We start from the raw sequence: 22,271 nt of genomic DNA, 5'->3' as shown, positions 1-22,271 counted from the left end.
TCAGGTTTCGGATGAAGCCGGTTCAACCGGAATCTGATGTCGTGAGATTTCGGAGCACTGGCCCGTGCGGCTGATCTTCATCATCTTGCTGGCGTTGGCGCTTGCCACGGCCGTCGGTCTCGGCTCGACCTACATGACGGCGACGCGCGGCACCGATCTCGGCACGCTCACGATCGGCGCCTGGACCGCGCGGCCCAAGAGCGGCACCGCCGAGGTCGATCCCTATTCGCGCGCCTCGATTGCCCGCAGCGGCGAACTGCCGATCGGCACCGGTGACGGCATCGCCTTCTCGGCCACGTCAGACGACAAGAACAAGCCGCTCGACGGGCGCTGCGACGTGGTTGTCAGCGGGGTGACGCCGGCGGCCCGGTTCTGGACGCTGACGCTGTTCGACCGCAAGGGCCATCTGGTCGCCAATTCGCTGCAGCGCTATGGCTTCACCAGCCAGGAAATCGTCCGTGGCTCCGACGGCGCGTTCGAGATCCGCGTGGCGGCGCGGTCGCGGGCCGGAAACTGGCTGCCGACCGGCGGCATCGAGCGCTACGCGCTGATGTTGCGGCTCTATGATACGCCGGTCGGCGTGGCGACGCGGACGCAGCGCGACGCGCCGATGCCTTCCATCACGACGGTAGGCTGCCCATGATCCGGCTGGTATTCACCATCATCGCGGGCGTGCTGCTGGGCGGCGTGGTGCATCTCGTCAGCGTGCTGGCGCTGCCGCGCATTGCCACCCAGGACGCCTATTCGCGGCTGACGCCGATGACCAAAGAGAACGCCGTCACGGCGCTGCCGCTCGCCGAGCCCAACAACGCGCCGATGCCGTTCATGGACCCGGCCTTTGCGGTCGCGATCTGCCGCTATGACCTTACCGGCGGACCGATCAAGCTGACGGTGCCGGTCAGCCAAGCCTATACTTCGGTGTCGTTCTATACGCGCAATGAGGTCGCCTACTACGCCATCAACGACCGCTCGGCCGGCCGCAAGGTGATCGAACTCGACCTGATGACGGAAGAGCAGCATTCCGAATTGCCGGAGGATGAGGAAATCACCGCCGCCGACCGACTGATCATCGACTCCCCCACCGCGACCGGCCTGATCGTGCTGAAGGCCTTGGCGCCGGAGCCCGGCTTAATGCCGCAGGCGCAGGCTTCGCTCGCGGCGTCGCAGTGCACCGTGCAGACCGAGCCGCCACCGGCCAAGCAACCCGAACCGGCGCCGCCTCCCCCGGCCCCTGCGCCACGGTCCAAGCGCTGATCACTGCCTAGAGCGGGATGGGTTGGAGTCGAATCGATTCGCCAGTAGCGCGAAGCTAACGATCTCGTGTCCCGGACGCAGTGCAGATACTCTTCGGCGGTACACCGCAGGGCCTAGACACAAAATCGCGAAAACAACCCCATGCAAAGTAGAATGGGTCCCGGCTCGCAGCACTCACGCCGCTTGCGTCCGGCACGAGATGGTCCGTCGTCACGGCCCAACCTAATCACATCCTGCTCTAGCGTGAGCCGGCACTTCCTGGTGCTGGCCGCAGCGGCAATTCTCGTAGTCCACGGGATCGTGGCTGTTGAAGATGGTCACGGCATCGCCGTGATTGGCCTTGAGCACCCGCAGCCGCTCCTGGTTTTCGACGCGCATGGCGCGATCCATGTCGGCGCGGCGCTGAAACATGCCCAGCACCAGCGGCATTTTTGGCGAAGCCTGCATCTGACCGTGGAAGAAATAGGCATCGCCGGCGTGCAGCAGCCATTTGTCCCCGCTCCGCACGGCGATGCCGCAATGGCCTAATGTGTGGCCCGGCAACGGGATCATCAGGACGTCAGGCTCGCGATCGGCAAGCGCGCGCACGCCCTTGAAACCGAACCAGTCCTCGCCGCCATCCCCATAGAAGGCCCATTGAGGCCCATGCTTCCACTGATCGGTGATGTAGCGGCCCTTCGGTGCGGACATCCGGCCGGTCACCGCCATGTCGTACTCGCGCCGATGGACGTGCACCTTCGCATTCGGAAAATCCGGAATGCCGCCGGCATGATCGCGGTCGAGATGCGTCAGCAACAGATGCCGCACATCGCTTCTGGAATAGCCGAGCGTCTCGACCTGCAGCACGGCGGTCTCGGCCGGATCGAGCCGCGGCGTCGTCTGCCGGACCCATTTGGGCCCGAGCCGCGGCGGGTTGGCGATGTCGTCCAATCCGATGCCGGTATCGACCAGCGCCAGCCCGTCATTGGTCTCGATCAGCAGGCAATGACACACCATGCGCGCGCGCTGAAAAATGCTCCCGGTGCCGTTCACCAGGCGCCGGCCGATCGGGCACATGGTGCCGGTGTTGAGATGGTGGACGCGCATGACAAGGTCTCCTTCGAGGTCAGGCGCCCTGCTTGCCATTCGGCACACCATAGGTAAAATATCAATATCTGATACTATCAATAGGAACAGACTATGGATATGCGCGAACTCCGCTATTTCGCGGCCGTGTTCAGGGAGCGCAACCTGACGGCGGCCGCCAGGCGCTGTTTCATCTCGCAGCCCTCGATCTCGGCGGCGATCACCAATCTGGAAGCCGAACTCGGCACGGCGCTGTTCATCCGGCACAAGAAGGGCGTGGCGCCGACGGAAGCGGCCGAACAATTCCACGTCGTGGCCCGCCGCATCATCGACGAGGCCGACGCCGCAAAAAACCTGTTCCGGAAACCTGCGACGCGGAGCGCATTGACGCTCGGCCTGATGCGCACGCTCGATCGGCCGCGAACCATTGCTTTGTTGAAGCCGCTGACCGCGACTTCCGACATCGCGCTCCGCCTCGTCGGCGTCGATGAGCCTTCGGATGCGCGGATCGTCTCCAAAAACCTTCTGCGCGCCGACGAGCATTTCGTTCCGCTCTGGGTCGAGCGCTATGTCGCAGCGCTGCCGCCGTCGCATCCGCTGACGCTGAAGGAGCGGCTGCGCACCGCGGATCTCGCCGGCGTCGCCATGGTCGATCGTTGTCATTGCGAGCAGAGCGAGTTTTTCGGCCGTGCCGCATCGGCGTCACGCCAGCCCGCGGCGATCGCTGAATCGGAAGACTGGGCGATGGCGCTGGTGGCCGCCGGTGTCGGGATTGCCATCGTTCCCGAAGGCGTGGCGCGCGCCAATTCCGATGTCGCCGTGCGCGAGATCGACGTCGATGTGAAGCGCGAAGTTGGCCTCGCCTACAGCGCGGCGCGGCCGCCGTCAGAAGCCTTGCAGAACTTTATCGCGAAACTGCAGCGGCAACGCCCCAAAGCGGGCCGCGCCAAATCGGCGGGCAAGACCGGGCGCTAGCTGTGGGCGTGTACTCACAAGACATGCGCTGGTCACTCCGGAAAAGCGGACATCCGGACGAGGCGGAAATCGTTCCCGTTATCCTTAGGAAAATCCGGATACGTCAGTGAGGCGCGGTGGTAGGCACAATTAGTGTCCAACCTTTCTGAATTGGACTAAGCTGAACGAGCCGATACCGCTTGTCCTGACGAAGGCGAAGCCGGCCAAGACGGCCAGCCTGCGATACTCGGCTTCCGTCCGCTCGCATCCACCAGGTCCCCTCAGCATATTGAGATCGCTCATGGCGCAGGAGCGGTCCTGGGTCTCGGTCGTGGCAAGCTCCGGCATGATCCGCTCGATCACGATCAACGTTCCGCCGGCCGGCAGCGCGTCCCGGCAGTTGCGCAGAAGGACCTCGCAACGATCGTCTTTCCAATTGTGTAGGATGCTCTTCATTAGGATCGTGTCGGCACCGCCCGGAACTCCTTCAAAGAAACTGCCGGCAACGAACCGGCAGCGATCGGCGATGCCAAGTCGATCAAAATGCGCATGCGCTTCTGCCTCACAGCGCGCAAGGTCGAAGGCGATGCCCTCAAGATGTGGGTTGTGCTTGAGCACGCCGCCGATCAATTCGCCTGTGCCGCCGCCGAGATCCATGACAACGCGCGCGGCCGCGAAGTCGTGCGCCACAACGACCTTCGGAACGATGGTCCGCGTGAGGCTGACCATCGCAGCGTTGAACTGGCGGGTCCATTCCGGCGCATTGCTTGTCGCGGCATAGCGATCGTCGCCATCGCCGCGCAACTCGGCCGCGCTCTTCCCAGAGCGAACCGAGTCGACCAGTCCGCTCCAGGATTGCGCGAGCATCTCGCCCTCAAAGAGAACCCAGTCCTTGAAGGATGGATCGGCGGTCTCGTCGAGCTGCCGGCCGAGATCGGTCATGGCAAACCGGTCCCGGTCGGCCTGCCTGCATAGGCCAAGTGTCGTCAGGCCAACGAGCAGTCTGCGCAGCGCACTTTCGTCGGCGGACACCAGCCGGGCGAGTTCGGCCACCGATTTCACCTCATCGCCGATGACCTCGGCGAGCTTGAGCTTCGCCGCCGCATAGATCACTGCGGTGATGCGATGCGACTGCACGAGATCATGCACGGATGCTGGCCGGCTCATGTATTGCCTCCTGTCAATGCCGGGTTCAATCGGTCGGGACGAACCCCGTTGCCTGCACGATCGCCTTCCACCGGTCGGATTCGGATGCGATCAGCCGGGCGAAGTCTCCCATGGCGATCGCGTCGGGCTCGACGGCCAGTTTTGCCATACCGGCCCTGACCTCGTCGGTGCGCAAGGCCGCCTGGATCGCGGCATTGAGCTTGTCGACGATCGACGCCGGCGTCTTCGCCGGAACGAAGAACGCAAACCATGTGAGGTCCTCGAGCGACGGATATCCAGCTTCCCGCACCGTCGGTACCGCCGGAACGAACGGGCAGCGGCGGGGCCCAGTGGTCGCCAGCGCACGAAGGTCTCCAGATTGGACGAGTCCGAGCGCGCTGCCGATCGGCATGACAGCCGCTGCAATCACGCCCTTGACCAGATCCTGAATCGCGCCATTGCCCTGATAGGGCACGTGAAGAAAATCGAAGCCCGCGCTGCGGCCCAGCATCGTACCGAGAAAATGCAGCGTGGTTCCAGCGCCCGGCGTGCCAAAGGTGGCGAGCTTCGGATTGGCGCGGCACCAAGCAACGAAATCTGCCAGCGTCTTGACGTCGGCCGGCACCTTCGGGCCGACCGTCAGCAATGTCGGGGTCGAGGCGACGGTCGACACCGGCGTGAAATCCCGCGGCTGGTATCTCAGCGTCTTATAGACGTGCGGAAAAAACATCATGAAGCCGAGCGGCGCGAACAGCATGACCGCTCCGTCGGCGTCGGCGCTCTTCACCGCCTCCACCGCGATGCGACCGCCTGCGCCCGGCCGGCTCTCGACCACGATGGTTTGCGCATAGCCGCTCATCTGACCGGCCACGAGCCGCGCCAGGGCGTCCTGTAGCCCGGGCGTGAAGCCCATCAGGATATGCACGGTTCTCGCGATCGGCTGTGCAAGCGCCCGCGGCACAAGATGCGCGGCGGAGAACGCGGCAGCGGCCGCCGACACCGTCAACACGTTACGACGCGTGATCATCGCCTGTCTCCCTGACGTAGCCCAATGTTTCCGCGCGGGTTCTACCGTCGGATGTATCACGTCGGGGACCGACAGGCTTGGTCGCCGGCTTACTTTTTCCTTACCGGCAGCTTATTCTTGAACAGAAGGATTTCAACGATCGACCGCGGTTGCGGGGAGGTGGTTTGCGCTATTTCTTTGATAATTTTTCTCTCGACACCGACCGGCGTGAGCTGCGCCGCGGAGCGGATGTGATCGCCATCGCGCCACAGGTGTTCGACCTGCTCGGCTATCTGATCGGCAACCGCGAGCGCGTCGTCAGCAAGGACGACCTGATCAGCACAATCTGGCAAGGCCGCGTCGTCACGGACGTCGCTCTGACCACGCGGCTCAATGCGGTGCGGAAGGCGATCGGCGATTCCGGAGACGAGCAGCGACTCATCAAGACCTTTCCACGCAAGGGCGTCCGATTCGTCGCCACCGTTCGCGAGGCACCCGACCCGACAACAGCGACGGTCATCAGCTCGCCAAGCCCCGCCGCAGGCAAGCCGTCGCTCGTGGTTCTGCCCTTCGCCAATCTGAGCCCCGATCCCGCGCAAGATTATTTCGTCGACGGCGTGACCGAGAGCCTGACCACGGATCTGTCGCGAATGGCCGGCATCTTCGTGATCGGCCGCAACACCGCCTTCACCTACAAGGGAAAGCATGTCGATCTAACGCAGATCGGCCGCGAGCTCGGCGTTCGCTACGTGCTCGAGGGATCGGTGCAGCGGGCTGGAGGCCGGATGCGCATCAACGTCCAGCTCATCGATGCCGAGACCGGCAATCATTTGTGGGGCGAACGTTTCGACAAACAGGTCGCCGGCCTCTTCGACATGCAGGACGAGATCGGTGCCCGTCTTGCCAATCAACTGGGAACCGAGCTGGTAATGGTGGAGGCACGGCGCGCAGCGCGGGCACCGCATCCGGATTCGATGGACCTGTACTTCCAGGGCATGTTGTATCTGAATCGCGGAACGGATCCCGCAAGCCTGTCGCAGGCGCGCCCATTCTTCGAACAAGCGCTCCGCCTGGACGCCGCGAACGTCGAAGCCATGGTGGGCATGGCCGACGTCGATGCCATGCGGGCTACCTCCATGCTGATCGACCGGACGGCGCCCCTGCGGGTGGTCGAGGCGTCCTTGGCCGGAATACTTGCCCACACGCCTAATCACGCGAGGGCGCATTGCCTGATGGGCGTCGTCCAGATTTTCACCAAACGCGCCGCCCAGGGCATTGCCGAATGTGAGCGGGCGTTGGCGCTGGATCGAAATCTGGCCACCGCCCATGCATGGATCGGACTTGGCAAGTGCAATCTGGGTCGGGCCGAGGAGACTGAAGCCCACATCATGGAAGCATTCCGGCTCTCTCCCCGCGACAACAAGGCCTCTTCCTGGATGAATACGGCCGGCGTAGCGCAGTCATATCTTGGAGCCGATGAGACGGCTGTTCACTGGTTCAAGCGCTCCATCGAGACCAACCGGAACATTGCCCCGTTCGTCCATTTCTATCTTGCCGCCGCGTTGGCTCATCTCCGTCAGATCGAGGAATCACGAGCTTATGTGCAGGCGGGGCTCATCCTTGCTCCGGATTTCAGTATCGCTCAATTCCACGCCAGTTCGCCAACGGATAATCCGACCTGTCTTACGCAGCGAGCTCGCATCGCCGACGGCCTACGCAAGGCAGGACTTCGCCAGAAATGAATGGCGAACAGGCAATAAGGGCCAGAAGGATCGATCTCGCGAACTTCTGCAGACTCGCTGAAGGCCAGCCCAGATGTCCGCTTCTGAGCGTAATCCGAACATCGCCAAGTACATGGCTCTTTTTCAGATTTATGAGTAACGCCGTAGTTTAACCCTTCACCGTCACTGCCCGCCCGATCACGGGCTGGGCAGCGACCGGCGGGTTTGCAGTTTGCGCTGCGAGTTCACCGATCAGGCGGTCGGCATCGGCCGCAATAGTGTCGGGCGTCTGAATCACCAACCGCTCCAGCGCCCAGCGATACGACGAAATGCGCCGCTCCAGGCATTGCTGGACCCACTGCACGATCAGCGTGTTCTCTTCCATGCGGGCGATCGCATCGGCCTGTTCGCGCGGCGATAGTTCCGACACCATTTTGAGGCTGGCGCTGCGCTTGCGGTCGAGTTCGATGACGCGCGCGGCGGAGGCAAAGAACGGCTCGAACCGCGTGATGTCGTTGCGGACGTCCTCGATCAACTGCTGATAACGCGAGGTGTGCGAACGGTGCGGCTCGTCGATCAAAGCGCGTCCGTAGGTGGTGCGGTCGAACACCACCTTCTGCCGCCATGGCGAAGGCAATGGCTGGTAATCGCCGAACACGCTCTTCCAGGCGGGCCGCGAGTGCGGCGGCTCGATCAGGGGATAGGCGAGATCGCGAAGCTGGCGTTCGTTTTCGGTTAGCTGGAAGTGGGAGGGCTTGAGGCCGACGCTGGCCGTAGCCTCGGCGCCCAGCCAGCGGTGCATGTCGTCGTTGCGCATATCGGCGCGGGTGCGGCCGAAATCGCCGCCGCTGCAGCCGCCGAGCACAGCGCTTGCCACGAGCAGCATGAGCGCCGGGAGTGACCGAAGCCCGGTGGTCCGGATCGGGAGGCACAGCTCCGGCATTGCAAACGTCCGTCGTTCAGGGGCGCCGACGGCGACGGCGACCGGGCGCCGTCCCCTCTTCCGGCCCGCGCCCGTCGCCGGTTTCGCCGGCTGCACGTTCGATGCGGACAACGGGAAGGATCAGCACGGTTCCCAAGCCATCGCGTGGAGCGCCATCCATGGTTGAGCCCGGCCGTCGCGAAGCCGCATCCGCCGGAAATTCAATGATGGTGCCCATGTTCCGTTCTCTCTGGTTGCCGCACGGACACGATCTGGCCAGCGACATGCCATTATTCAGAACAGAACGTGGTTAACGGCATCTTAATTTATGCAGGCGGTACAGTTACGGGTTCCGGGCCCGGCGCCCGCCGAAAGTTGGCATTTTAGTGGATTTCTTCACGGGCTGTTTTCCTTAACCAACTCTTAAAGTGCCGTGCGTAGGCTGCCGCGAGGGATTACCGAAGTCGCGTACACACCTGACATGACCGCAGCTCCATTGTTTCCAGGATTCGACGGGCTGATGACGCTCTCGCGCCGCGAGGGCGTCGATATCAGGCCGACCTTGCTGCGCGTGCTGACCGACCTCTATGTCCAGACCAGCGTCCATTCCGCCGACGAGGAACGGCAGTTCGTCGAACTGACCTCCCGCCTGATCGACCAGGTCGATGACGCGACCCGCGCCGCGGTGCGGGCGCGGCTCGCGATCTATCCGGCGACCCCGGCCGAGATCATGGACAAGCTCGGGCTGCGGCGTTCGCCCCCCGGCCAGGACTTGCCGCTCGCAGCCCCGATTGCCGCGGCTCCGGCCAGCGAGCCAGTGGTGAAGGCGCCGACGGAAGCGCAACTGCGGATGGCGTCCACCCTGTCGATGCGGCCCAACGATGCCGCCGAAATCAGCGACATGTTCTTCGCGGCGGGCGCCAGCGAACGCGCGCTGATCCTGCACAATCTTGCCGACACGCCGCTGAAAGCCTCGGCGCGAATTCCCGCAGCCCGCGCCGCGCGCGCGCTCCATATCCTGGAGATGGCCGCATTCGCCGAAGACACCGAAAACTTCGCGCTCGAAATCGGCGAAGCCTTGATCCTGCCGCAGCGGATTGCCGAACAGGTGGTCCACGATCCCGGCGGCGAGCCGCTGGCCTGCGCCGCGCGCGCGCTGGACATGCCGAGCGCCGCGTTCCAGCGCGTGCTGCTGTTCCTTAATCCCGAGTTCGGCTCATCCGTGCATCATGTTTATCGTTTGTCGCGGCTTTACGACCGCTTGAGCGAACGATCCGCGCTGGTGATGCTGGCGGCGTGGCGCGGCTCGACCATGGCGGTCACCCGCGCCAAATATCGCGCTGCGCTCTACGACGACGAACGCCATCGCGCCCGTGCGGCGACATTGCAAACACGGCCTGCCGTGCAGCCCGGAACGGCGCCGGCTATTCGCACTGGCACCGACGGCTCGAAGCGTTAGCGCGCGGTTTTAATTAAGCCTTCGCCAGATCCAGAAAGTGCCGCCCTGCCCGGTCTTCGGTCTCGACGATCCAGGCGTCGGGATCGAAGCGGAGTTCCTTGGTGAGACGTTCCTCCACCGATTGCTCCGGCACCGGCTGCGGCGAGGCCGGCGCGAACAGCCGCTCGGCCGGACGGCTCTCGTCATAGACGGTCTGCGGCGCCGGTGCATACAGCATGGCGTTGCCGTCGAGCAGCGCCACCTTGACGAACACCGCCCCCGCCTCCTCCGCGCCGCGCTTGCGCACGGCGCCAAAGATTCCCTCAGTCTGGCAGCGGCGCAGATAGGCGGCCACCCAGATGGATGATTTCAATCGCATGGTGGCGACGTATAGGCCAGCGATCAGGTGGAAGCTAGTCGATCGGGTGGCCGATCATGGCGGTGAGTTCCTTCACCAGCCGATCGGACATCTGGCCGGTGACCGGGAGCTTGCGGTCGCGCTCGAACTTTGTGATCGCGGCCTGCGTGTCCGCGCCGACCGCCCCGGTCGGCTTCAACTGGCCGTAGCCATATTGGGTGAGCGCGCGCTGCACCGCCGCCACGCGGCGTGCGCCGGCGCTTTGCGCGGTGGCTGGAATCGGCGCGGGCGGACGCGCCACATTCGCGGGCGCAGCAGTAGGCGCACCGGTCGACTTGACCACCGAGTCAGGATTTTTGGAATCGCTCCTGGAATCCCCGCTCCTGATCTCGACGTGCTTGGGATCAGCGCTCCTCGCCTCGACCGGCCTGATTTCCGGCGGCTCTGTCTCCGCCGGCCTTGAGGTCAGTTCGACCGGGCGCGGGCGCGGCAGCGGGCTCACGGCGGCGGCTTGCGGCGCCGGCAGCGTCACCACCGAGCTGAACATCGGCGAGGGATGGCGGCCGGCCTGCAAGAACAGCGCATTGGCGAGGATGGCGCAGATCGCGGCAGCGGCGAGCAGGCCCGCGACCATGTCTTTCGGACTGTGCAGGAGGATGCGCATCACAAGGCCGCGATGTTCCTCCACTTCAATCGCCGCCGCCTTCGCGCCGCGACGGCGGCGGCGCGGCATCTCGTCATTATCGTCACTACGCCTAGGCACGTTTCTTCACCTGATGGACTTGATCCTGTGATCCGGATCGCAGCGCCGGTTTCAGCGGCGCGATGTTATTTGAAGGCGTCAACAGCGGCGCAAAGTCAAGCGGCAAGGCAACAGTCACCGTGGTACCCTCGCCGACCGTGCTCTGCACGTTCATCTCGCCATTATGCAATCCGACCAGGCCCTTCACGATCGACAGGCCGAGGCCGGTGCCTTCGTGCTTGCGCTGATAGGTCTTGCCGGCCTGGAAGAACGGATCGCCGATCCGTGCGAGATCCTCGGCGTCGATCCCGACCCCGGTATCGGTGACACTCAGCATCAGCCGCGATCCCTCGACTGAGGCTGAAACCGTCACGCTGCCGCCGCGCTCGGTGAACTTGATGGCGTTGGCGACGAGGTTCAGCGCGATCTGCTTGAACGCGCGGGGATCGCCGTTCATCACGGGCAAGTCCTCCGCCGCGCGGGTGATCAGATCGACGCCGTTGTCCCGCGCCTTCAGCGCCAGCAAATTGCAGCAGTGCAGGAGCGCCGCACGCGGCGCGAACGGCTCCGGCGAAATTTCGAAATTGCCGGTTTCCATCTTGGAGATATCGAGGATGCCGTTGACGACCGACAACAGATGCTGGCCGGAATCGTTGATCAACTGCGCGTATTCCTTGCGGCGCGCGGCATCGAGCATCATCGCCTCTTCGTGCACGATCATCTCGGAGAAGCCGATGATGGCGTTCAGCGGCGTGCGCAATTCGTGGCTCATGGTGGCCAGGAATCGGGTCTTGGAGGCATCCGCATGCTCGGCGGCGGTGCGCGCCAGTTCGAGGGCCTGCTCCTGGACCTTGCGGTCGGTGACGTCGCGCATCACGGCGACGACATCGGCCTCGGGCGAAACCTGCTCGAGCGGCCGGCAACGCATCTCGACCCAGATGAAATCGGCAGAAATGTTCTGGCCGCGAACCGCGTCGCGGCGGAGACGGAATTCGACGCGTTGCTCGCTGCCGCGCGCGGCATCCGACAGCGCCGTGAGATAGGCCGGACGATCGACAACATGGACGCGGTCGAACAGGCCATGGCCGGTAAGCCGTGCACCCGACGTGCCGAGCATGGCTTCCGCCGCCGGCGAAATGAATTCCACGGCGCCGTTGCGGTTGTGACGCGAAATCACGTCGCTCATGTTTCGCGCGAGCAAGCGATAGCGGTCTTCCTCGACATAGAGCAGCGCCACGGAAGTGCGCGCCAGCGATTCCGCGCTGACGGCCAGTCCTGCCGCATAGAGCGTCGCGGAAGCCACGCCCGCCCCCATCAGGACGCCGCGCAGGGCCGCGTTCGACTCCGGCACCGGCAGCAAGTGAAAATGTCCGAGCGCGATCAGCAAGGCGACGCATGCCAGCGCCAGCGCGGAAGCGAACGCGACCACGCGGCGCGAGGCCGACAGCGCGGCTTCCAGCGGAACGACGATGAGCCAGACCGCGGCGAATGATTCGATACCGCCGGTGGTTATGGCAACCATCATGACGAGGCCCGCCAGCGCGAGCGCGGAGAGGATGTGCGCGCCTTCGTAGCGGCCGGTGCGCGACAGGAACCAGGACAACAGAATCGGTGCGATCAGCCAGGCGAAGGCCGCGACCTCGAGCGCCGTGGGCGCCCCGCGCATCGCCAGATAGATCGGAAAAGCCGCAAGCGCCACCAGGCTGCCGAGCAGCCGCGGCGCCATGAATGCACGGTGACGCGCACGCGTCAGCGCATCATATCGTGCCGAGGGATGCAGCAGGGCATCGAGACAATCGCGGATGATACTCAAAACAGTCACGGCTCTCGCGCTTCGGCTTGATCGTCAGACAGACGCGCCGGAACGCCCCCTCAATCTTTGCGTCACCGTGTCAGAGCGAACTTAAGCGAACGCTAAGGCGCCGGGAGCGACCGACCAGCATCGTGCATTCGCGGGCGTTTCACGCCTCGCACAACGCTCATTCGGCCCGGATGGTGAACGACAGGTTTCCAGCGGGATCGATCTATGGTTTCGAAATGGTGGATGCGCGAGCGGCGCGAAGTCTTCGCGCGATAGTGGTCATAAATCTAAAATTTACGCCGAATCGAATCATTCAAACTTTCAACGAATTTTCGGTGACTTTACCTCAATGCAAACACTTCCGATTTATCGACGGCTGTTAATCAGGAACAAAGCTGCGGTTTAACCGCAACACAACCATAAGAGACGACCGGGGTCGCGAGATGTTTTTTCTGCTTCGCATGGCATTCTGGCTCGGGCTCGTGCTCGTGCTGTTGCCCAGGGAAAAGACGCCTGAATCGGACAAGGTGCCGCAGATCGGCGCTTCCGAAGCCGTATCGGCTGCGACCGCGGCCGTCTCCGACATGGGCCAGTTCTGCAAGCGCCAGCCGGCGGCCTGTGAGGTCGGCGGTCAGGCCGCGACCGCGATCGGCCAGCGCGCCCAGGATGGCGCCCGCAAGCTCTATAAGATCATCACCAAGCCCGACCATCCCGGCGTCCCGGACAAGAAGCCCGACCATACCAGCTCGATCGGCGACGACGCCGAGGCCGTGGTCGTGAACGCGTCGCCCGCCGACGCGCTGACGGACGACGACATGGCGATCGAATGGCGGCTGCCGCGGACGCCGTTGGCCTCAAAATAAGGCTACGGAACCGGTTCCATTTCCGTCGCTTTCGCTCGATCCGCATCCTATATAGAACGTTAAGGAAACCGACGCGGGCCAAGATGACGATCGACGAAATCAGGGACAATTTCGAGCTGCTCGAGGAATGGGACGACCGCTACCGGTACGTCATCGAACTCGGCCGCACGCTCGACCCGATGCCGGAGGCCGAGCATTCCGCCGAGAACAAGGTGAACGGCTGCGTCAGCCAGGTTTGGCTGTCCAGGCAGATCGACCGCAGCGGCAGCGGTGAACCGCGACTGAAATATCTGGGCGATAGCGACGCCCATATCGTGCGCGGCCTGATTGCGATCCTGCTGACGCTTTATTCCGGCCGCACGCCGCAGCAGATCCTGGCAATGGATGCGGTTGCCGTCTTCGACGAACTCGGATTCCGCGAGCATCTGACGCCGCAGCGTTCCAACGGCCTGCGCTCCATGGTCGAGCGCATCCGCTCCGACGCGCGCGAGACGCTGGCCGCGGCTTCCTAGGCAACGTCATTGCGAGCCAACGGGTCGCAATGACGGGCTACTACTTCCGCTTCCGCGCCTGCTGGCCGAGGCCCATTTTCTTGGCGAGCTGTGAACGCGCCACCGCGTAGTTCGGCGCCACCATCGGGTAATCCGGCGGCAGGCCCCATTTGTCGCGATATTGTTCCGGCGTCATGTTGTACTGCGTGCGCAGATGGCGCTTCAGCGACTTGAAGCGCTTGCCGTCCTCGAGGCAGACCAGATATTCCGGGGTCATCGACTTCTTCACCGAGACGGCCGGCTTGGCCGGCTCCAGCGGCGTCTCGGGGCGGCCGCTCGACACCCGCATCAGCGCGGCATGGACCTGGCTGATCAGGTTCGGGATTTCCGAGGCCTGGGTCGGATTGTTGCTGAGATAGGCCGATACGATATTGGCGGTCAGTTCGACGGGCGTCTTGCTGGCGGAATCGGTCATGGCTCAACCTTTTGGGATCACGAATGCATCTGTCCATACGGTTCGGACAGTATCCAGCCGCGCCTATACATCAGCGGCATCTCATACGACTTGCGAATATGAACGAAGTGCCGGGAAACTGACAAGAACGGCGGCGCTTTATTTTCGAGGGCGGGCTTCGCGGCAAGTATTGCCGGTCCTAGGACCGCTGGTCGAGATGCGCGCGCAGTTCATCGATCGAGGCGAAGCGCATCATCCCTTCCGGCATCTGGGCCTCGATCGAACCGTCGGAATAGAGCGAATAGGCCATGCCATCGACAACGCCCGATTTCAGCACCGTCACCTCCGGCTGATCCTCACGCCGCACCGGTCCGCCATTGGCTTCTGCGTGCGTCGGGGGCATGCGGCCGCTGCGCCGCTGCGGCGAAATTTCACCGGGCTTTGCGCGTTCCGCTTTCGGCCAGGCATCGTCGAACGATGCCGGCTGTGGTTCGGCCGTTTCGACCGGCGGCACGGTGGGCGGCCTGGGGCGAAGGTCCGACGATAACAGGTCCGGCGGCAGCGGCTCGCCAGACCGCGCCTGGGCACGCTCGCGCTCTTTTCGCGACGTCGATGAAAACAGCAAATTGCGCTTCGGTTTCGAAGCCGACGATGGCGGTTCGGGGTGCATCGGTTCCGGAATCGGATGATCGCGCAGGACAGCCTCGTTCTGCCATGGCGGCGGTGCCGGTGGAGAGAAAGCAGGCGGTGCCGGTGGAGAGAAGGGTCCGGGACCGCCGGCCTGCTCGGCGGCCGGAAAGCCGCCATTGGCGGGGGCGGAATCCCGCGTGGCGGCGGGAAGCCCCGGCCGCACCATGGCCTCACCTCGGGCCTCCCCGCGCGCTTCAGGCACGCCAGTACCGAGCCGCCGCGCGATCGTCTTCAGTTCCCTGACCGCCATCCAGAGCGCGAGCATCATCGCGCCGGTACAAACAGCCATCACACCGGTGATGATGAGCGTGTTGCCGGTACTGAATTCCTTGATCGAGATTCCATAGCCGGTTGCCAACAGGCCCGCCAAAACGAGGCCGATCGCGGCGACCAACATAACGAACATCATTGAACTAATCCCTCAGCCGCGCCCGAAACGCTCGCAAGCCGCCCCACGCCACGATACCGTCATATTGTGTGCACCGCCAACCGCCAATTGAGCCCATGGTTCCTGTAACAGCGCCGTCCGGCTGCAGGATTCCGATCGCGTGCGATCATTGCCATTCAGCTACCATTCAGCCCACCAACCGTAGTTTTACCACCTACCAATTACTGCCCTTTTGTTGCATTGCATCAGGGATTTAGGCCACAATTCCCAATTACTTTGGAAATGGAACTGCGCTATATGGGTACCCGGGGAATGAGGCTCAAGAATATCCACGCTGGGCCATAGGGGACTGGGTTACCAATCGCCATGTCATCGATCACGACTTCTGCCCTCGATACGCCCGCGCGGCGCTCGGTGGAGCGGACCTGCGACGACCTTGCCATTTTCGTGCTGGCGGTGGTCACCATTGTCGCGGGCCTGACCTTCCGTGACTACGGGCTCGGCTGGGACGACTACACGCACGCCGAATATGCCGATCTACTGCTGCGGATGTACGGTTCCGGCTTCAAGGACACCGGCGCGCTGTCGTTCGCCAATCTCTATATGTATGGCGGCGGCTTCGACATGGCGGCGGCCCTGCTGCACAAGGTCATCCCGCTCGAACTGTTTGAAACGCGCCGCCTGCTCGGCGCCGTCGTCGGCGTCATCGGCCTGGCCGTGACCTGGCGGCTGGCGCGGCGCGTCGGAGGCCCGCTTGCCGGGTTCGCGACGCTGCTGCTGCTGGCGCTGTGCCCGACCTTCTACGGGCACATGTTCATGAACCCGAAAGACGCGCCGTTTGCCGTCTCGATGGTAATCCTGATCCTGGGTCTGGTGCGCCTCGCCGAGGAATATCCCGCGCCCTCGCCGCGAACCATCCTGATCGTCGGCCTCGGCGCCGGTCTCTCCATCGGCTGCCGGATTCTCGGCGGGCTGGCTTTGGTCTATGCGATCGTGGGCTTCGTGCCGCTGCTGATCGATGACGTTCGCACGCAAGGCGGGCGCGAAGCGATCCGCCGCTTCGCCCATGTCGTGTACGTGCTGCTGCCCGGCCTCGTGGTCGGATACCTGATCATGGGCCTGGTGTGGCCGTGGTCGATCATGGAGGCGGACCATCCCTTCAAGGCGCTGACCTATTTCTCGCACTTCTTCGAAAAGCCCTGGAAGGAAATGTTCGACGGCGCGCTGGTCTCGGTGCCTGATATGCCGTGGTCCTACCTGCCGACGCTGTTCGCGCTGCAGCTTCCCGAAATATTGCTCGCGCTTCTGGTCGCCGGTGTCGTCGGCAGCTTCATGTCGCTGTCGCGCGGCGACGTCTCGGCCCGCCGCAAGACCATGTTCCTGATGCTGACGCTGGCGGCCACCCTGCCGCTGGTGATCGCGATGGTGAAGCGCCCGGCGCTCTACAACGGCATCCGGCATTTCGTCTTCGTCATCCCCCCGATGGCGGTGCTCGCCGGCGTATCGTTCGCCTGGGGCATGAACTGGCTCAAGAATAATCACCGCCGCTGGCAACCCGCCGCGCTGGCGGTGTTCTCGTTCGGCCTGCTGTTGCCGCTCAGCGAGATGATCCGCCTGCATCCGTACGAGTATACGCACTTCAATCACCTCGTCGGCACCGTTCGCGGCGCCGACAGCCTGTTCATGCTGGATTACTGGGGGCTGGCACTGAAGCAGGCGTCCGACGGCCTGCGCGAAGAGCTGGTCGAGCGGCAGGAATCGCCGCCGCTGGGACGTAAATGGAAAGTCGCAGTGTGCGGCCCGCAGCGCCCTGCGCAGGTGGCGCTCGGCCCCGACTTCACGATCGGCTGGGACAGCCAGTCCGCCGACTTCGCGATGACGCTGGGCGAGTTCTACTGCAAGGGCCTGACCGCGCCCGTCATGGTGGAAATCAAGCGTGACGATGTCGTGTTCGCGCGCGTCTACGATATCCGCGGCCGCGGTATCTCGACGCTGCTGGCAATCCCGGCGCCGTAACGGCGCATCGCCGTGAGAGCATGACTGCCACGCAGGACGTCCGCCTTGCTGCCCGTCCGGCACAGGGCTAGGCTCGCTTTTCGAAAATCAACAATTTTCCGGAGAAAGCGCGCCATGTCGCCAGCCGAAGCTCGCGTGAAGCAGGTTCCGACCGGCATGACGGACGCCGAGTGGAACCAGCGCGTCAATCTCGCCGCCTGCTATCGCCTCGTTGCGCTGTATGGCTGGGACGACCTGGTCGACACCCACATCTCGGCGCGCGTGCCGGGTCCCGACCATCACTTCCTGATCAACCCCTACGGATTGATGTTCGAGGAAATCACGGCGTCGAGCCTGGTGAAGGTCGACCTGCACGGCAACCAGCTCAGCGAGAGCGAATACAGCATCAATCCGGCAGGCTTCACCATCCATTCGGCAATCCACGAGGTGCGCGAGGACGCCGGCTGCGTACTTCATTTGCACACGCCCGACGGAACGGCGGTCGCGAGTTGCATGGAGGGCTTGCTGCCGATGAACCAGACCGCGCAATTCGTCACCCACGACCTCGCCTATCATGACTATGAAGGCGTTGCGCTGGACCATGACGAGCGCCCGCGGCTGCAGAAGGACCTCGGCAGCAAGAACCACATGCTGTTACGCAATCACGGCACGCTGACGGTCGGCCGCTCGGTCGCCTCCGCCTTCGAGCGCATGTACCATCTGGAGCGGGCCTGCACGATGCAGGTGCGCACCCGCATGCTGGGGCCGACCGCCTACCCGATCGAACAGGCCGTGATCGACAAGAACAAACAACTGTTTGGCAATGCCGATTTCGCGGAACGGCGCTCGACCAATCTGGTGTGGCCGCCGCTGTTGCGGAAACTGGATCGCATCGATCCCAGCTACAAGACCTGAGGCCGACGGGCGCGCGAAAGGTTACAGGGCGTGAAAGTACTGGTGACCGGCAGTTCCGGCCATCTCGGCGAGGCGCTGATGCGCACGTTGCAGGCGCAACGGCGCGAGGCCATCGGCATCGATGTTCTGCCCGGCATGTTCACCCAGCACGTCGGCTCGATCGCCGACCGGGCTTTCGTGCGGCGTTGCATGAGGGGTGTCGCCACTGTGCTGCACGCCGCGACGCTGCACAAGCCGCATGTGGCAACACACGGCCGCCAGGATTTTGTCGACGTCAACATTTCAGGCACGCTCAATCTGCTCGAAGAAGCCGTCGCAGCCGGTGTCACGGCGTTTGTCTACACCAGCACCACCAGCGTGTTCGGCGATGCGCTGGTGCCGCCGCCAGGCGAGCCGGCGGCCTGGATCACCGAAGACGTCACGGCGGTGCCGAAAAATATCTACGGCGTCACCAAGGCGGCCGCGGAGGATCTGTGCCAGCTGTTCGCGCGCAATCATTCGCTTGGCGTCATCGTGCTGCGCACCTCGCGATTCTTTCCCGAAGAGGACGACAATCGCGCGATACGCGAGGCCTATACCGACGCCAACATCAAGACCAGCGAGTTCCTCTATCGCCGCGTCGATATCGAAGACGTGGTCAGCGCGCAACTGCTGGCGATCGATCACGCGCCATCGGCCGGTTTCGCGAAATACATCATCAGCGCCACTACGCCATTCTCGCGCCACGACGCGGCGGAACTGCGCAACGATGCGCCGCGTGTGGTCCGCCGTTGCGTGCCGGACTATGAGGCCGAATTCGCCCGGCGCGGCTGGACGATGCTTCCGGGCATCGATCGCATCTACGTCAACGACCGGGCGCGCGCCGAACTCGGCTGGCAGCCGCGCCATGATTTCCGCACGCTGATTGCGCGGCTGCGGGCCGACGAGGACATCCACAGCCCACTCGCGCGCGAGATCGGCAGCAAGGGCTATCACGATCGCGATTTTCGTGAGGGACCCTACCCGGTGGAGTGAGGAACCGGAAATATCCGGTAGACGCGTCGGGCGGATGCGCTAAACTAGCAGTTACACACCCTCTACACGTTTAGAATCAAACGCCGCCCAATCCCGGGCGGCGTTTTATTTGAGTTGTGCCGTAGGGTGGGCAAAGCGCAGCGTGCCCACCATTCAAAGACCAGCCCAGCGGGTAGATGGTGGGCACGCGGAGCCTGTCATCGGGCGCGCATTCGCGCGACCCGGTGGCTTTGCCCACCCTTCCCATCCCGCGCTACTTCGCTTCCGCCAACGCTCCCAAAATCCGCGCCCAGGAGCGGATGCCTTTGTGGAAGCTCTTGAGGTCGTACTTCTCGTTCGGCGAATGGATGTTGTCGTCGTCGAGACCGAAGCCGATCAGCAGGCTGTCGAGGCCGAGCGTGCGCTTGAAATCGGCGACGATCGGGATCGAGGCGCCGGAGCCGACCAGCAGCGCCTCCCTGCCCCATTCCTCGGTCAGCGCGCGCTTGGCAGCCGCCAGCGGCTTCATGTTCCAGTCGAGCGCGATGGCCGCCCCACTGGAGTGTTCGGTGAAGACGGCCTTGCAATCGCCCGGAAGCCGCGCGGTGACATAGTCGCGGAACGCCTTCTTGATCTTCTGCGGGTCCTGGCCTTCGACCAGACGGAAGGAGATCTTTGCGGAAGCTTCCGCCGGGATCACGGTTTTCGAGCCCTCGCCGGTATAGCCGCCGATGATGCCGTTGATGTCGCAGGTCGGACGTGAGGATACTTGCTCGATCAGCAGGCGATCCTTTTCGCCGGCGGGGATCGAGAGGCCGATTGGCTTCAGGAACGACTCAGGCGTGAGGTTGAGGTTCTTCCACTGCGCCAGGATGTCCGGCGGCAGATCCTTCACGCCGTCGTAGAAGCCGGGAATGGTGATGCGGCCGTTGTCGTCAAACAGGCCGCCGAGGATGCTGGTCAGCACGCGGATCGGGTTGCGCGCGCCGCCGCCGAACACACCGGAATGCAGGTCGCGGTTGGCGGCCTTGATGGAGACCTCGTCATACATCAAGCCACGCAGCGAGGTTGTGATGGCGGGCGTGTTGGGGTCCCACATGCCGGTGTCGCAGACCATGGCGAAGTCGGCCTTCAACTCATCCTTGATCGACTCCATAAACGGCACGAAATTCTTCGAGCCAACTTCTTCTTCGCCTTCGATCAGGATCGTGATGTCGACTGGCAGCGATCCCGTCACCTTCTTCCAGGCGCGGCAGGCCTCGACGAAGGTCATCAGCTGTCCTTTGTCGTCCTCCGCCCCGCGTGCAACGATGATCTTGCGGCCATCAGCGTGGTCAGTGACCACAGGCTCGAACGGCGGGCGGTGCCAGAGGTTCAAAGGATCCACCGGCTGCACATCGTAGTGCCCATAGAACAGAACATGCGGACGGCCATCGGTGCTACCGTTCGCCTTGGCGACGATCGCGGGATGCCCCGCCGTCGGCCTCACCTCAGCCTTGAAGCCGAGCGTCGCGATATCTTTCGCAAGATGATCAGCGGCCACTTTGCAATCACCGGCGAAGGCCGGGTCGGCCGAGATCGACTTGATCCGCAGCAGCGCAAACAACCGCTCGAGGCTGTTGTCGAAGTCGGCGTCGATATGATCGAGGACCGGCTGGATCTTTGCGTTGGACATGGCTGACTATCCCTTAAGTTACCCTTGAAGTTACCCTTGAAGTTACCCTTGGCTGTGGGCCTTGTTGTTGACCTCAAGTTGTAGCTCGCCCGCGGCCTGAGGCAAGGCGACATCCGCGGCAGGCGGATGCAATATGTGCCAGACCAGCCCCGCCGTCAGCAGGATGGTGGCGGCGAGATTATTGCCATACGCCTGCAGGTCGATCGGAAACAGCGGAAGCGAGAGGCACAACAAACCGCCCGCCACGGCTAGCAACACCCATGTGCCGGTCTTGACCGTCGGCCTGAGATCATACGCCGCGCGATGGGCCAGCACGGTGATCGGAAAGAACAGCCACAGAAAGTAATATTGGCGAGCCAGCGGTGAAGCGACCGTCATCAGACAGAACAGGATGCCGAGTTCCTCGGCATCCGACCGCTCGGTCCGGCGCGACGCGGGCGGCATGACGGCGAGATATCCGAGCCCGATCGCCAGCGAGATCGCCAGCACGATCCAGTTCGTCGTCCTGAAATCGAGATTGGCGAAGTTCATCGTGCGCACCGGCTTTGACGGATCATCCTGATTGTAGTTCACCGGCCGCGTCAGCCGGTGCGTCACCGCGATGATCGACTGGTTGACCCACGACCAGTTCTGCTCGTCGCGCTGTCCGAACCCCTTCTCCGAACTCGACCCCACCATGCCCTGGTACCAGGTCTTCAACTCCGTGACATTGTGCTGGAAGCCGCGAAACGGCGCCGGCAGCACGAACAGAAACACGCCGATGAACACCAGCATGCTCGCGGCCGCCGCCCACTGCCTGCGCCACACCAGATAAGGCAACACCGCCACCGGGAATACCTTGATGGCGGTAGCAAGCGCAAACATGCATCCCGCCATCCATCCGCGCTGATCCCGCAGCAGCCAGAATCCGTAAAGCATCAGCACCAGCAAGACCAAGTTCGGCTGGCCGAGGTCGAACATGTCGAACACGAAGGTGACGGTGACGAAGCCCGGCAGCGCTTCCAGCCACGGCCCGGGCTTGCGCCCCGATCCCGCCATCGCGTGCGAGAACTGCGCCGTCATCCACCACGCGACGATGTTGAGGAACGACAGGCAGAGATAGAGCGGGATCTTGCCGAACCAGCTCGGGATCGCGAGCAGCACCGCCGACAGCGGCGGATAAATGAATTCGAAATAGGCGGCGGGGTTGTCGGGGTAGAGATTCCTGCCCTGCAGCACCTGCTGCCCCGCCCAGAACCACAGCGGATAGTCCTTGGTTTTGCCGTTGCCCCAGATTTCCGGGACCAGCACGTCGGCCGTCAGCGCGATGCAGCAGACCAGAAACAGGAGATCGAGCGGCCTTCGTAGCGATGGATATCTCAGCACGCGCTCGTTCCGGATTCAGAGGAGATTACGTCACA

At 63.6% G+C, this 22,271-nt stretch carries 22 protein-coding genes; 10 read left to right on the top strand and 12 right to left on the bottom strand.

Features of this window, described 5'->3' with window-relative positions; all coding sequences use genetic code 11:
- Nucleotides 1–64 precede the first annotated feature (64 nt).
- Together V1294_RS16070 and V1294_RS16065 are read left to right on the top strand one after the other, a co-directional pair.
- Nucleotides 65–643: a DUF1214 domain-containing protein gene (locus V1294_RS16070; protein WP_108513064.1), complete on the top strand. Its 579-nt coding sequence runs from the start codon at nt 65–67 to the stop codon at nt 641–643.
- Nucleotides 640–1,254 carry a DUF1254 domain-containing protein gene (locus V1294_RS16065; RefSeq protein WP_334498515.1) on the top strand — a complete coding sequence of 205 codons (615 nt, stop codon included), beginning with the start codon at nt 640–642 and terminating at the stop codon, nt 1,252–1,254. The genes V1294_RS16070 and V1294_RS16065 overlap by 4 nt, the downstream gene beginning before the upstream one ends.
- A gap of 222 nt (nt 1,255–1,476) precedes the next feature.
- Here V1294_RS16065 and V1294_RS16060 read toward each other — a convergent pair whose 3' ends face one another.
- Nucleotides 1,477–2,340, bottom strand: a complete 864-nt coding sequence (locus tag V1294_RS16060) for an MBL fold metallo-hydrolase (protein ID WP_334498513.1) — start codon at nt 2,338–2,340, stop codon at nt 1,477–1,479.
- Nucleotides 2,341–2,433: 93 nt separating this feature from the next.
- Between V1294_RS16060 and V1294_RS16055 the strand changes: the two genes are divergently transcribed.
- Nucleotides 2,434–3,294: a LysR family transcriptional regulator gene (locus V1294_RS16055; protein WP_334498511.1), complete on the top strand. Its 861-nt coding sequence runs from the start codon at nt 2,434–2,436 to the stop codon at nt 3,292–3,294.
- 129 nt (nt 3,295–3,423) lie between these two features.
- On the opposite strand, the gene V1294_RS16050 is transcribed toward V1294_RS16055, so the two are convergent.
- A complete protein-coding gene (locus tag V1294_RS16050) occupies nt 3,424–4,440 on the bottom strand; it encodes a methyltransferase (protein WP_334482210.1) in 1,017 nt (338 codons plus the stop codon).
- A 25-nt stretch (nt 4,441–4,465) separates the two neighbouring features.
- Nucleotides 4,466–5,446: a Bug family tripartite tricarboxylate transporter substrate binding protein gene (locus V1294_RS16045; RefSeq protein WP_334498509.1), complete on the bottom strand. Its 981-nt coding sequence runs from the start codon at nt 5,444–5,446 to the stop codon at nt 4,466–4,468.
- A 164-nt stretch (nt 5,447–5,610) separates the two neighbouring features.
- On the opposite strand from V1294_RS16045, the gene V1294_RS16040 reads away from it, so the two are divergent.
- Nucleotides 5,611–7,167 (top strand): winged helix-turn-helix domain-containing protein, encoded by a 1,557-nt coding sequence (locus tag V1294_RS16040; protein WP_442895447.1) that lies wholly within the window; start codon nt 5,611–5,613, stop codon nt 7,165–7,167.
- A gap of 148 nt (nt 7,168–7,315) precedes the next feature.
- Here V1294_RS16040 and V1294_RS16035 read toward each other — a convergent pair whose 3' ends face one another.
- On the bottom strand, nt 7,316–8,089 hold the full coding sequence (locus V1294_RS16035; RefSeq protein WP_334498505.1) for a hypothetical protein: 774 nt from the start codon (nt 8,087–8,089) through the stop codon (nt 7,316–7,318).
- A 16-nt stretch (nt 8,090–8,105) separates the two neighbouring features.
- Nucleotides 8,106–8,306 (bottom strand): hypothetical protein, encoded by a 201-nt coding sequence (locus tag V1294_RS16030; protein ID WP_108513071.1) that lies wholly within the window; start codon nt 8,304–8,306, stop codon nt 8,106–8,108.
- A gap of 243 nt (nt 8,307–8,549) precedes the next feature.
- Between V1294_RS16030 and V1294_RS16025 the strand changes: the two genes are divergently transcribed.
- Nucleotides 8,550–9,527, top strand: a complete 978-nt coding sequence (locus V1294_RS16025) for a DUF2336 domain-containing protein (protein ID WP_334498503.1) — start codon at nt 8,550–8,552, stop codon at nt 9,525–9,527.
- Nucleotides 9,528–9,540: 13 nt separating this feature from the next.
- Here V1294_RS16025 and V1294_RS16020 read toward each other — a convergent pair whose 3' ends face one another.
- Genes V1294_RS16020 through V1294_RS16010 form a run of 3 tightly spaced genes read right to left on the bottom strand, consistent with a single transcriptional unit; the run spans nt 9,541 to nt 12,428 of the window.
- Nucleotides 9,541–9,885 (bottom strand): DUF1491 family protein, encoded by a 345-nt coding sequence (locus V1294_RS16020; protein WP_108513073.1) that lies wholly within the window; start codon nt 9,883–9,885, stop codon nt 9,541–9,543.
- A 34-nt stretch (nt 9,886–9,919) separates the two neighbouring features.
- Nucleotides 9,920–10,627: a peptidoglycan-binding domain-containing protein gene (locus tag V1294_RS16015; protein ID WP_334498501.1), complete on the bottom strand. Its 708-nt coding sequence runs from the start codon at nt 10,625–10,627 to the stop codon at nt 9,920–9,922.
- The gene (locus tag V1294_RS16010) at nt 10,620–12,428 is read right to left on the bottom strand and encodes a sensor histidine kinase (RefSeq protein WP_334498499.1); all 1,809 of its coding nucleotides are present in this window, start codon (nt 12,426–12,428) and stop codon (nt 10,620–10,622) included. Before V1294_RS16010 ends, V1294_RS16015 begins: the two co-directional genes overlap by 8 nt.
- A gap of 422 nt (nt 12,429–12,850) precedes the next feature.
- Between V1294_RS16010 and V1294_RS16005 the strand changes: the two genes are divergently transcribed.
- Together V1294_RS16005 and V1294_RS16000 are read left to right on the top strand one after the other, a co-directional pair.
- Nucleotides 12,851–13,270: a DUF5330 domain-containing protein gene (locus V1294_RS16005; protein WP_108513076.1), complete on the top strand. Its 420-nt coding sequence runs from the start codon at nt 12,851–12,853 to the stop codon at nt 13,268–13,270.
- 83 nt (nt 13,271–13,353) lie between these two features.
- Nucleotides 13,354–13,782, top strand: coding sequence for a SufE family protein (locus tag V1294_RS16000; RefSeq protein ID WP_334498497.1), 429 nt, complete (start codon nt 13,354–13,356; stop codon nt 13,780–13,782).
- Between the two features lie 40 nt (nt 13,783–13,822).
- Here the strand turns inward: V1294_RS16000 and V1294_RS15995 are convergent, their stop codons facing one another.
- The gene (locus tag V1294_RS15995; RefSeq protein WP_108513078.1) at nt 13,823–14,236 is read right to left on the bottom strand and encodes a MucR family transcriptional regulator; all 414 of its coding nucleotides are present in this window, start codon (nt 14,234–14,236) and stop codon (nt 13,823–13,825) included.
- A 178-nt stretch (nt 14,237–14,414) separates the two neighbouring features.
- On the bottom strand, nt 14,415–15,314 hold the full coding sequence (locus V1294_RS15990; RefSeq protein WP_334498494.1) for a DUF308 domain-containing protein: 900 nt from the start codon (nt 15,312–15,314) through the stop codon (nt 14,415–14,417).
- A gap of 345 nt (nt 15,315–15,659) precedes the next feature.
- Between V1294_RS15990 and V1294_RS15985 the strand changes: the two genes are divergently transcribed.
- The 3 genes from V1294_RS15985 (at nt 15,660) to V1294_RS15975 (ending at nt 19,217) form a co-directional block, all read left to right on the top strand.
- Nucleotides 15,660–17,309 carry an ArnT family glycosyltransferase gene (locus V1294_RS15985; protein ID WP_334498493.1) on the top strand — a complete coding sequence of 550 codons (1,650 nt, stop codon included), beginning with the start codon at nt 15,660–15,662 and terminating at the stop codon, nt 17,307–17,309.
- Nucleotides 17,310–17,423: 114 nt separating this feature from the next.
- The gene (locus V1294_RS15980) at nt 17,424–18,203 is read left to right on the top strand and encodes a class II aldolase/adducin family protein (RefSeq protein WP_334498492.1); all 780 of its coding nucleotides are present in this window, start codon (nt 17,424–17,426) and stop codon (nt 18,201–18,203) included.
- Between the two features lie 30 nt (nt 18,204–18,233).
- Entirely contained in the window at nt 18,234–19,217 is a 984-nt protein-coding gene (locus V1294_RS15975) for an NAD-dependent epimerase/dehydratase family protein (protein ID WP_334498489.1), read from the top strand.
- A gap of 253 nt (nt 19,218–19,470) precedes the next feature.
- Here V1294_RS15975 and V1294_RS15970 read toward each other — a convergent pair whose 3' ends face one another.
- Complete coding sequence (locus V1294_RS15970) at nt 19,471–20,871, bottom strand: M20/M25/M40 family metallo-hydrolase (RefSeq protein ID WP_334482231.1); 1,401 nt, start codon at nt 20,869–20,871, stop codon at nt 19,471–19,473.
- A 42-nt stretch (nt 20,872–20,913) separates the two neighbouring features.
- Nucleotides 20,914–22,236 (bottom strand): glycosyltransferase family 87 protein, encoded by a 1,323-nt coding sequence (locus V1294_RS15965; RefSeq protein ID WP_334498488.1) that lies wholly within the window; start codon nt 22,234–22,236, stop codon nt 20,914–20,916.
- Nucleotides 22,237–22,271: the final 35 nt, after the last annotated feature.

The sequence above is a fragment of the Bradyrhizobium sp. AZCC 1678 genome (assembly GCF_036924765.1).
GTDB classification, from domain to species: Bacteria; Pseudomonadota; Alphaproteobacteria; order Rhizobiales; family Xanthobacteraceae; genus Bradyrhizobium; species Bradyrhizobium algeriense.
The sequence above is the reverse complement of the archived record's forward strand: the minus strand, read 5'-3'. Positions and strand labels throughout refer to the sequence as shown.

Excerpts from the sequence above, each read along its gene's own strand:
- V1294_RS15990 (WP_334498494.1), bottom strand. The coding sequence starts at position 15,314 with ATGATGTTCGTTATGTTGGTCGCCGCGATCGGCCTCGTTTTGGCGGGC.
- V1294_RS16045 (WP_334498509.1), bottom strand. The coding sequence starts at position 5,446 with ATGATCACGCGTCGTAACGTGTTGACGGTGTCGGCGGCCGCTGCCGCG.
- V1294_RS16050 (WP_334482210.1), bottom strand. The coding sequence starts at position 4,440 with ATGAGCCGGCCAGCATCCGTGCATGATCTCGTGCAGTCGCATCGCATC.
- V1294_RS15970 (WP_334482231.1), bottom strand. The coding sequence starts at position 20,871 with ATGTCCAACGCAAAGATCCAGCCGGTCCTCGATCATATCGACGCCGAC.
- V1294_RS15995 (WP_108513078.1), bottom strand. The coding sequence starts at position 14,236 with ATGACCGATTCCGCCAGCAAGACGCCCGTCGAACTGACCGCCAATATC.
- V1294_RS16035 (WP_334498505.1), bottom strand. The coding sequence starts at position 8,089 with ATGCCGGAGCTGTGCCTCCCGATCCGGACCACCGGGCTTCGGTCACTC.
- V1294_RS16030 (WP_108513071.1), bottom strand. The coding sequence starts at position 8,306 with ATGGGCACCATCATTGAATTTCCGGCGGATGCGGCTTCGCGACGGCCG.
- V1294_RS15985 (WP_334498493.1), top strand. The coding sequence starts at position 15,660 with ATGTCATCGATCACGACTTCTGCCCTCGATACGCCCGCGCGGCGCTCG.
- V1294_RS16060 (WP_334498513.1), bottom strand. The coding sequence starts at position 2,340 with ATGCGCGTCCACCATCTCAACACCGGCACCATGTGCCCGATCGGCCGG.
- V1294_RS15980 (WP_334498492.1), top strand. The coding sequence starts at position 17,424 with ATGTCGCCAGCCGAAGCTCGCGTGAAGCAGGTTCCGACCGGCATGACG.
- V1294_RS16020 (WP_108513073.1), bottom strand. The coding sequence starts at position 9,885 with ATGCGATTGAAATCATCCATCTGGGTGGCCGCCTATCTGCGCCGCTGC.
- V1294_RS16005 (WP_108513076.1), top strand. The coding sequence starts at position 12,851 with ATGTTTTTTCTGCTTCGCATGGCATTCTGGCTCGGGCTCGTGCTCGTG.
- V1294_RS16000 (WP_334498497.1), top strand. The coding sequence starts at position 13,354 with ATGACGATCGACGAAATCAGGGACAATTTCGAGCTGCTCGAGGAATGG.
- V1294_RS16025 (WP_334498503.1), top strand. The coding sequence starts at position 8,550 with ATGACCGCAGCTCCATTGTTTCCAGGATTCGACGGGCTGATGACGCTC.
- V1294_RS16065 (WP_334498515.1), top strand. The coding sequence starts at position 640 with ATGATCCGGCTGGTATTCACCATCATCGCGGGCGTGCTGCTGGGCGGC.
- V1294_RS16055 (WP_334498511.1), top strand. The coding sequence starts at position 2,434 with ATGGATATGCGCGAACTCCGCTATTTCGCGGCCGTGTTCAGGGAGCGC.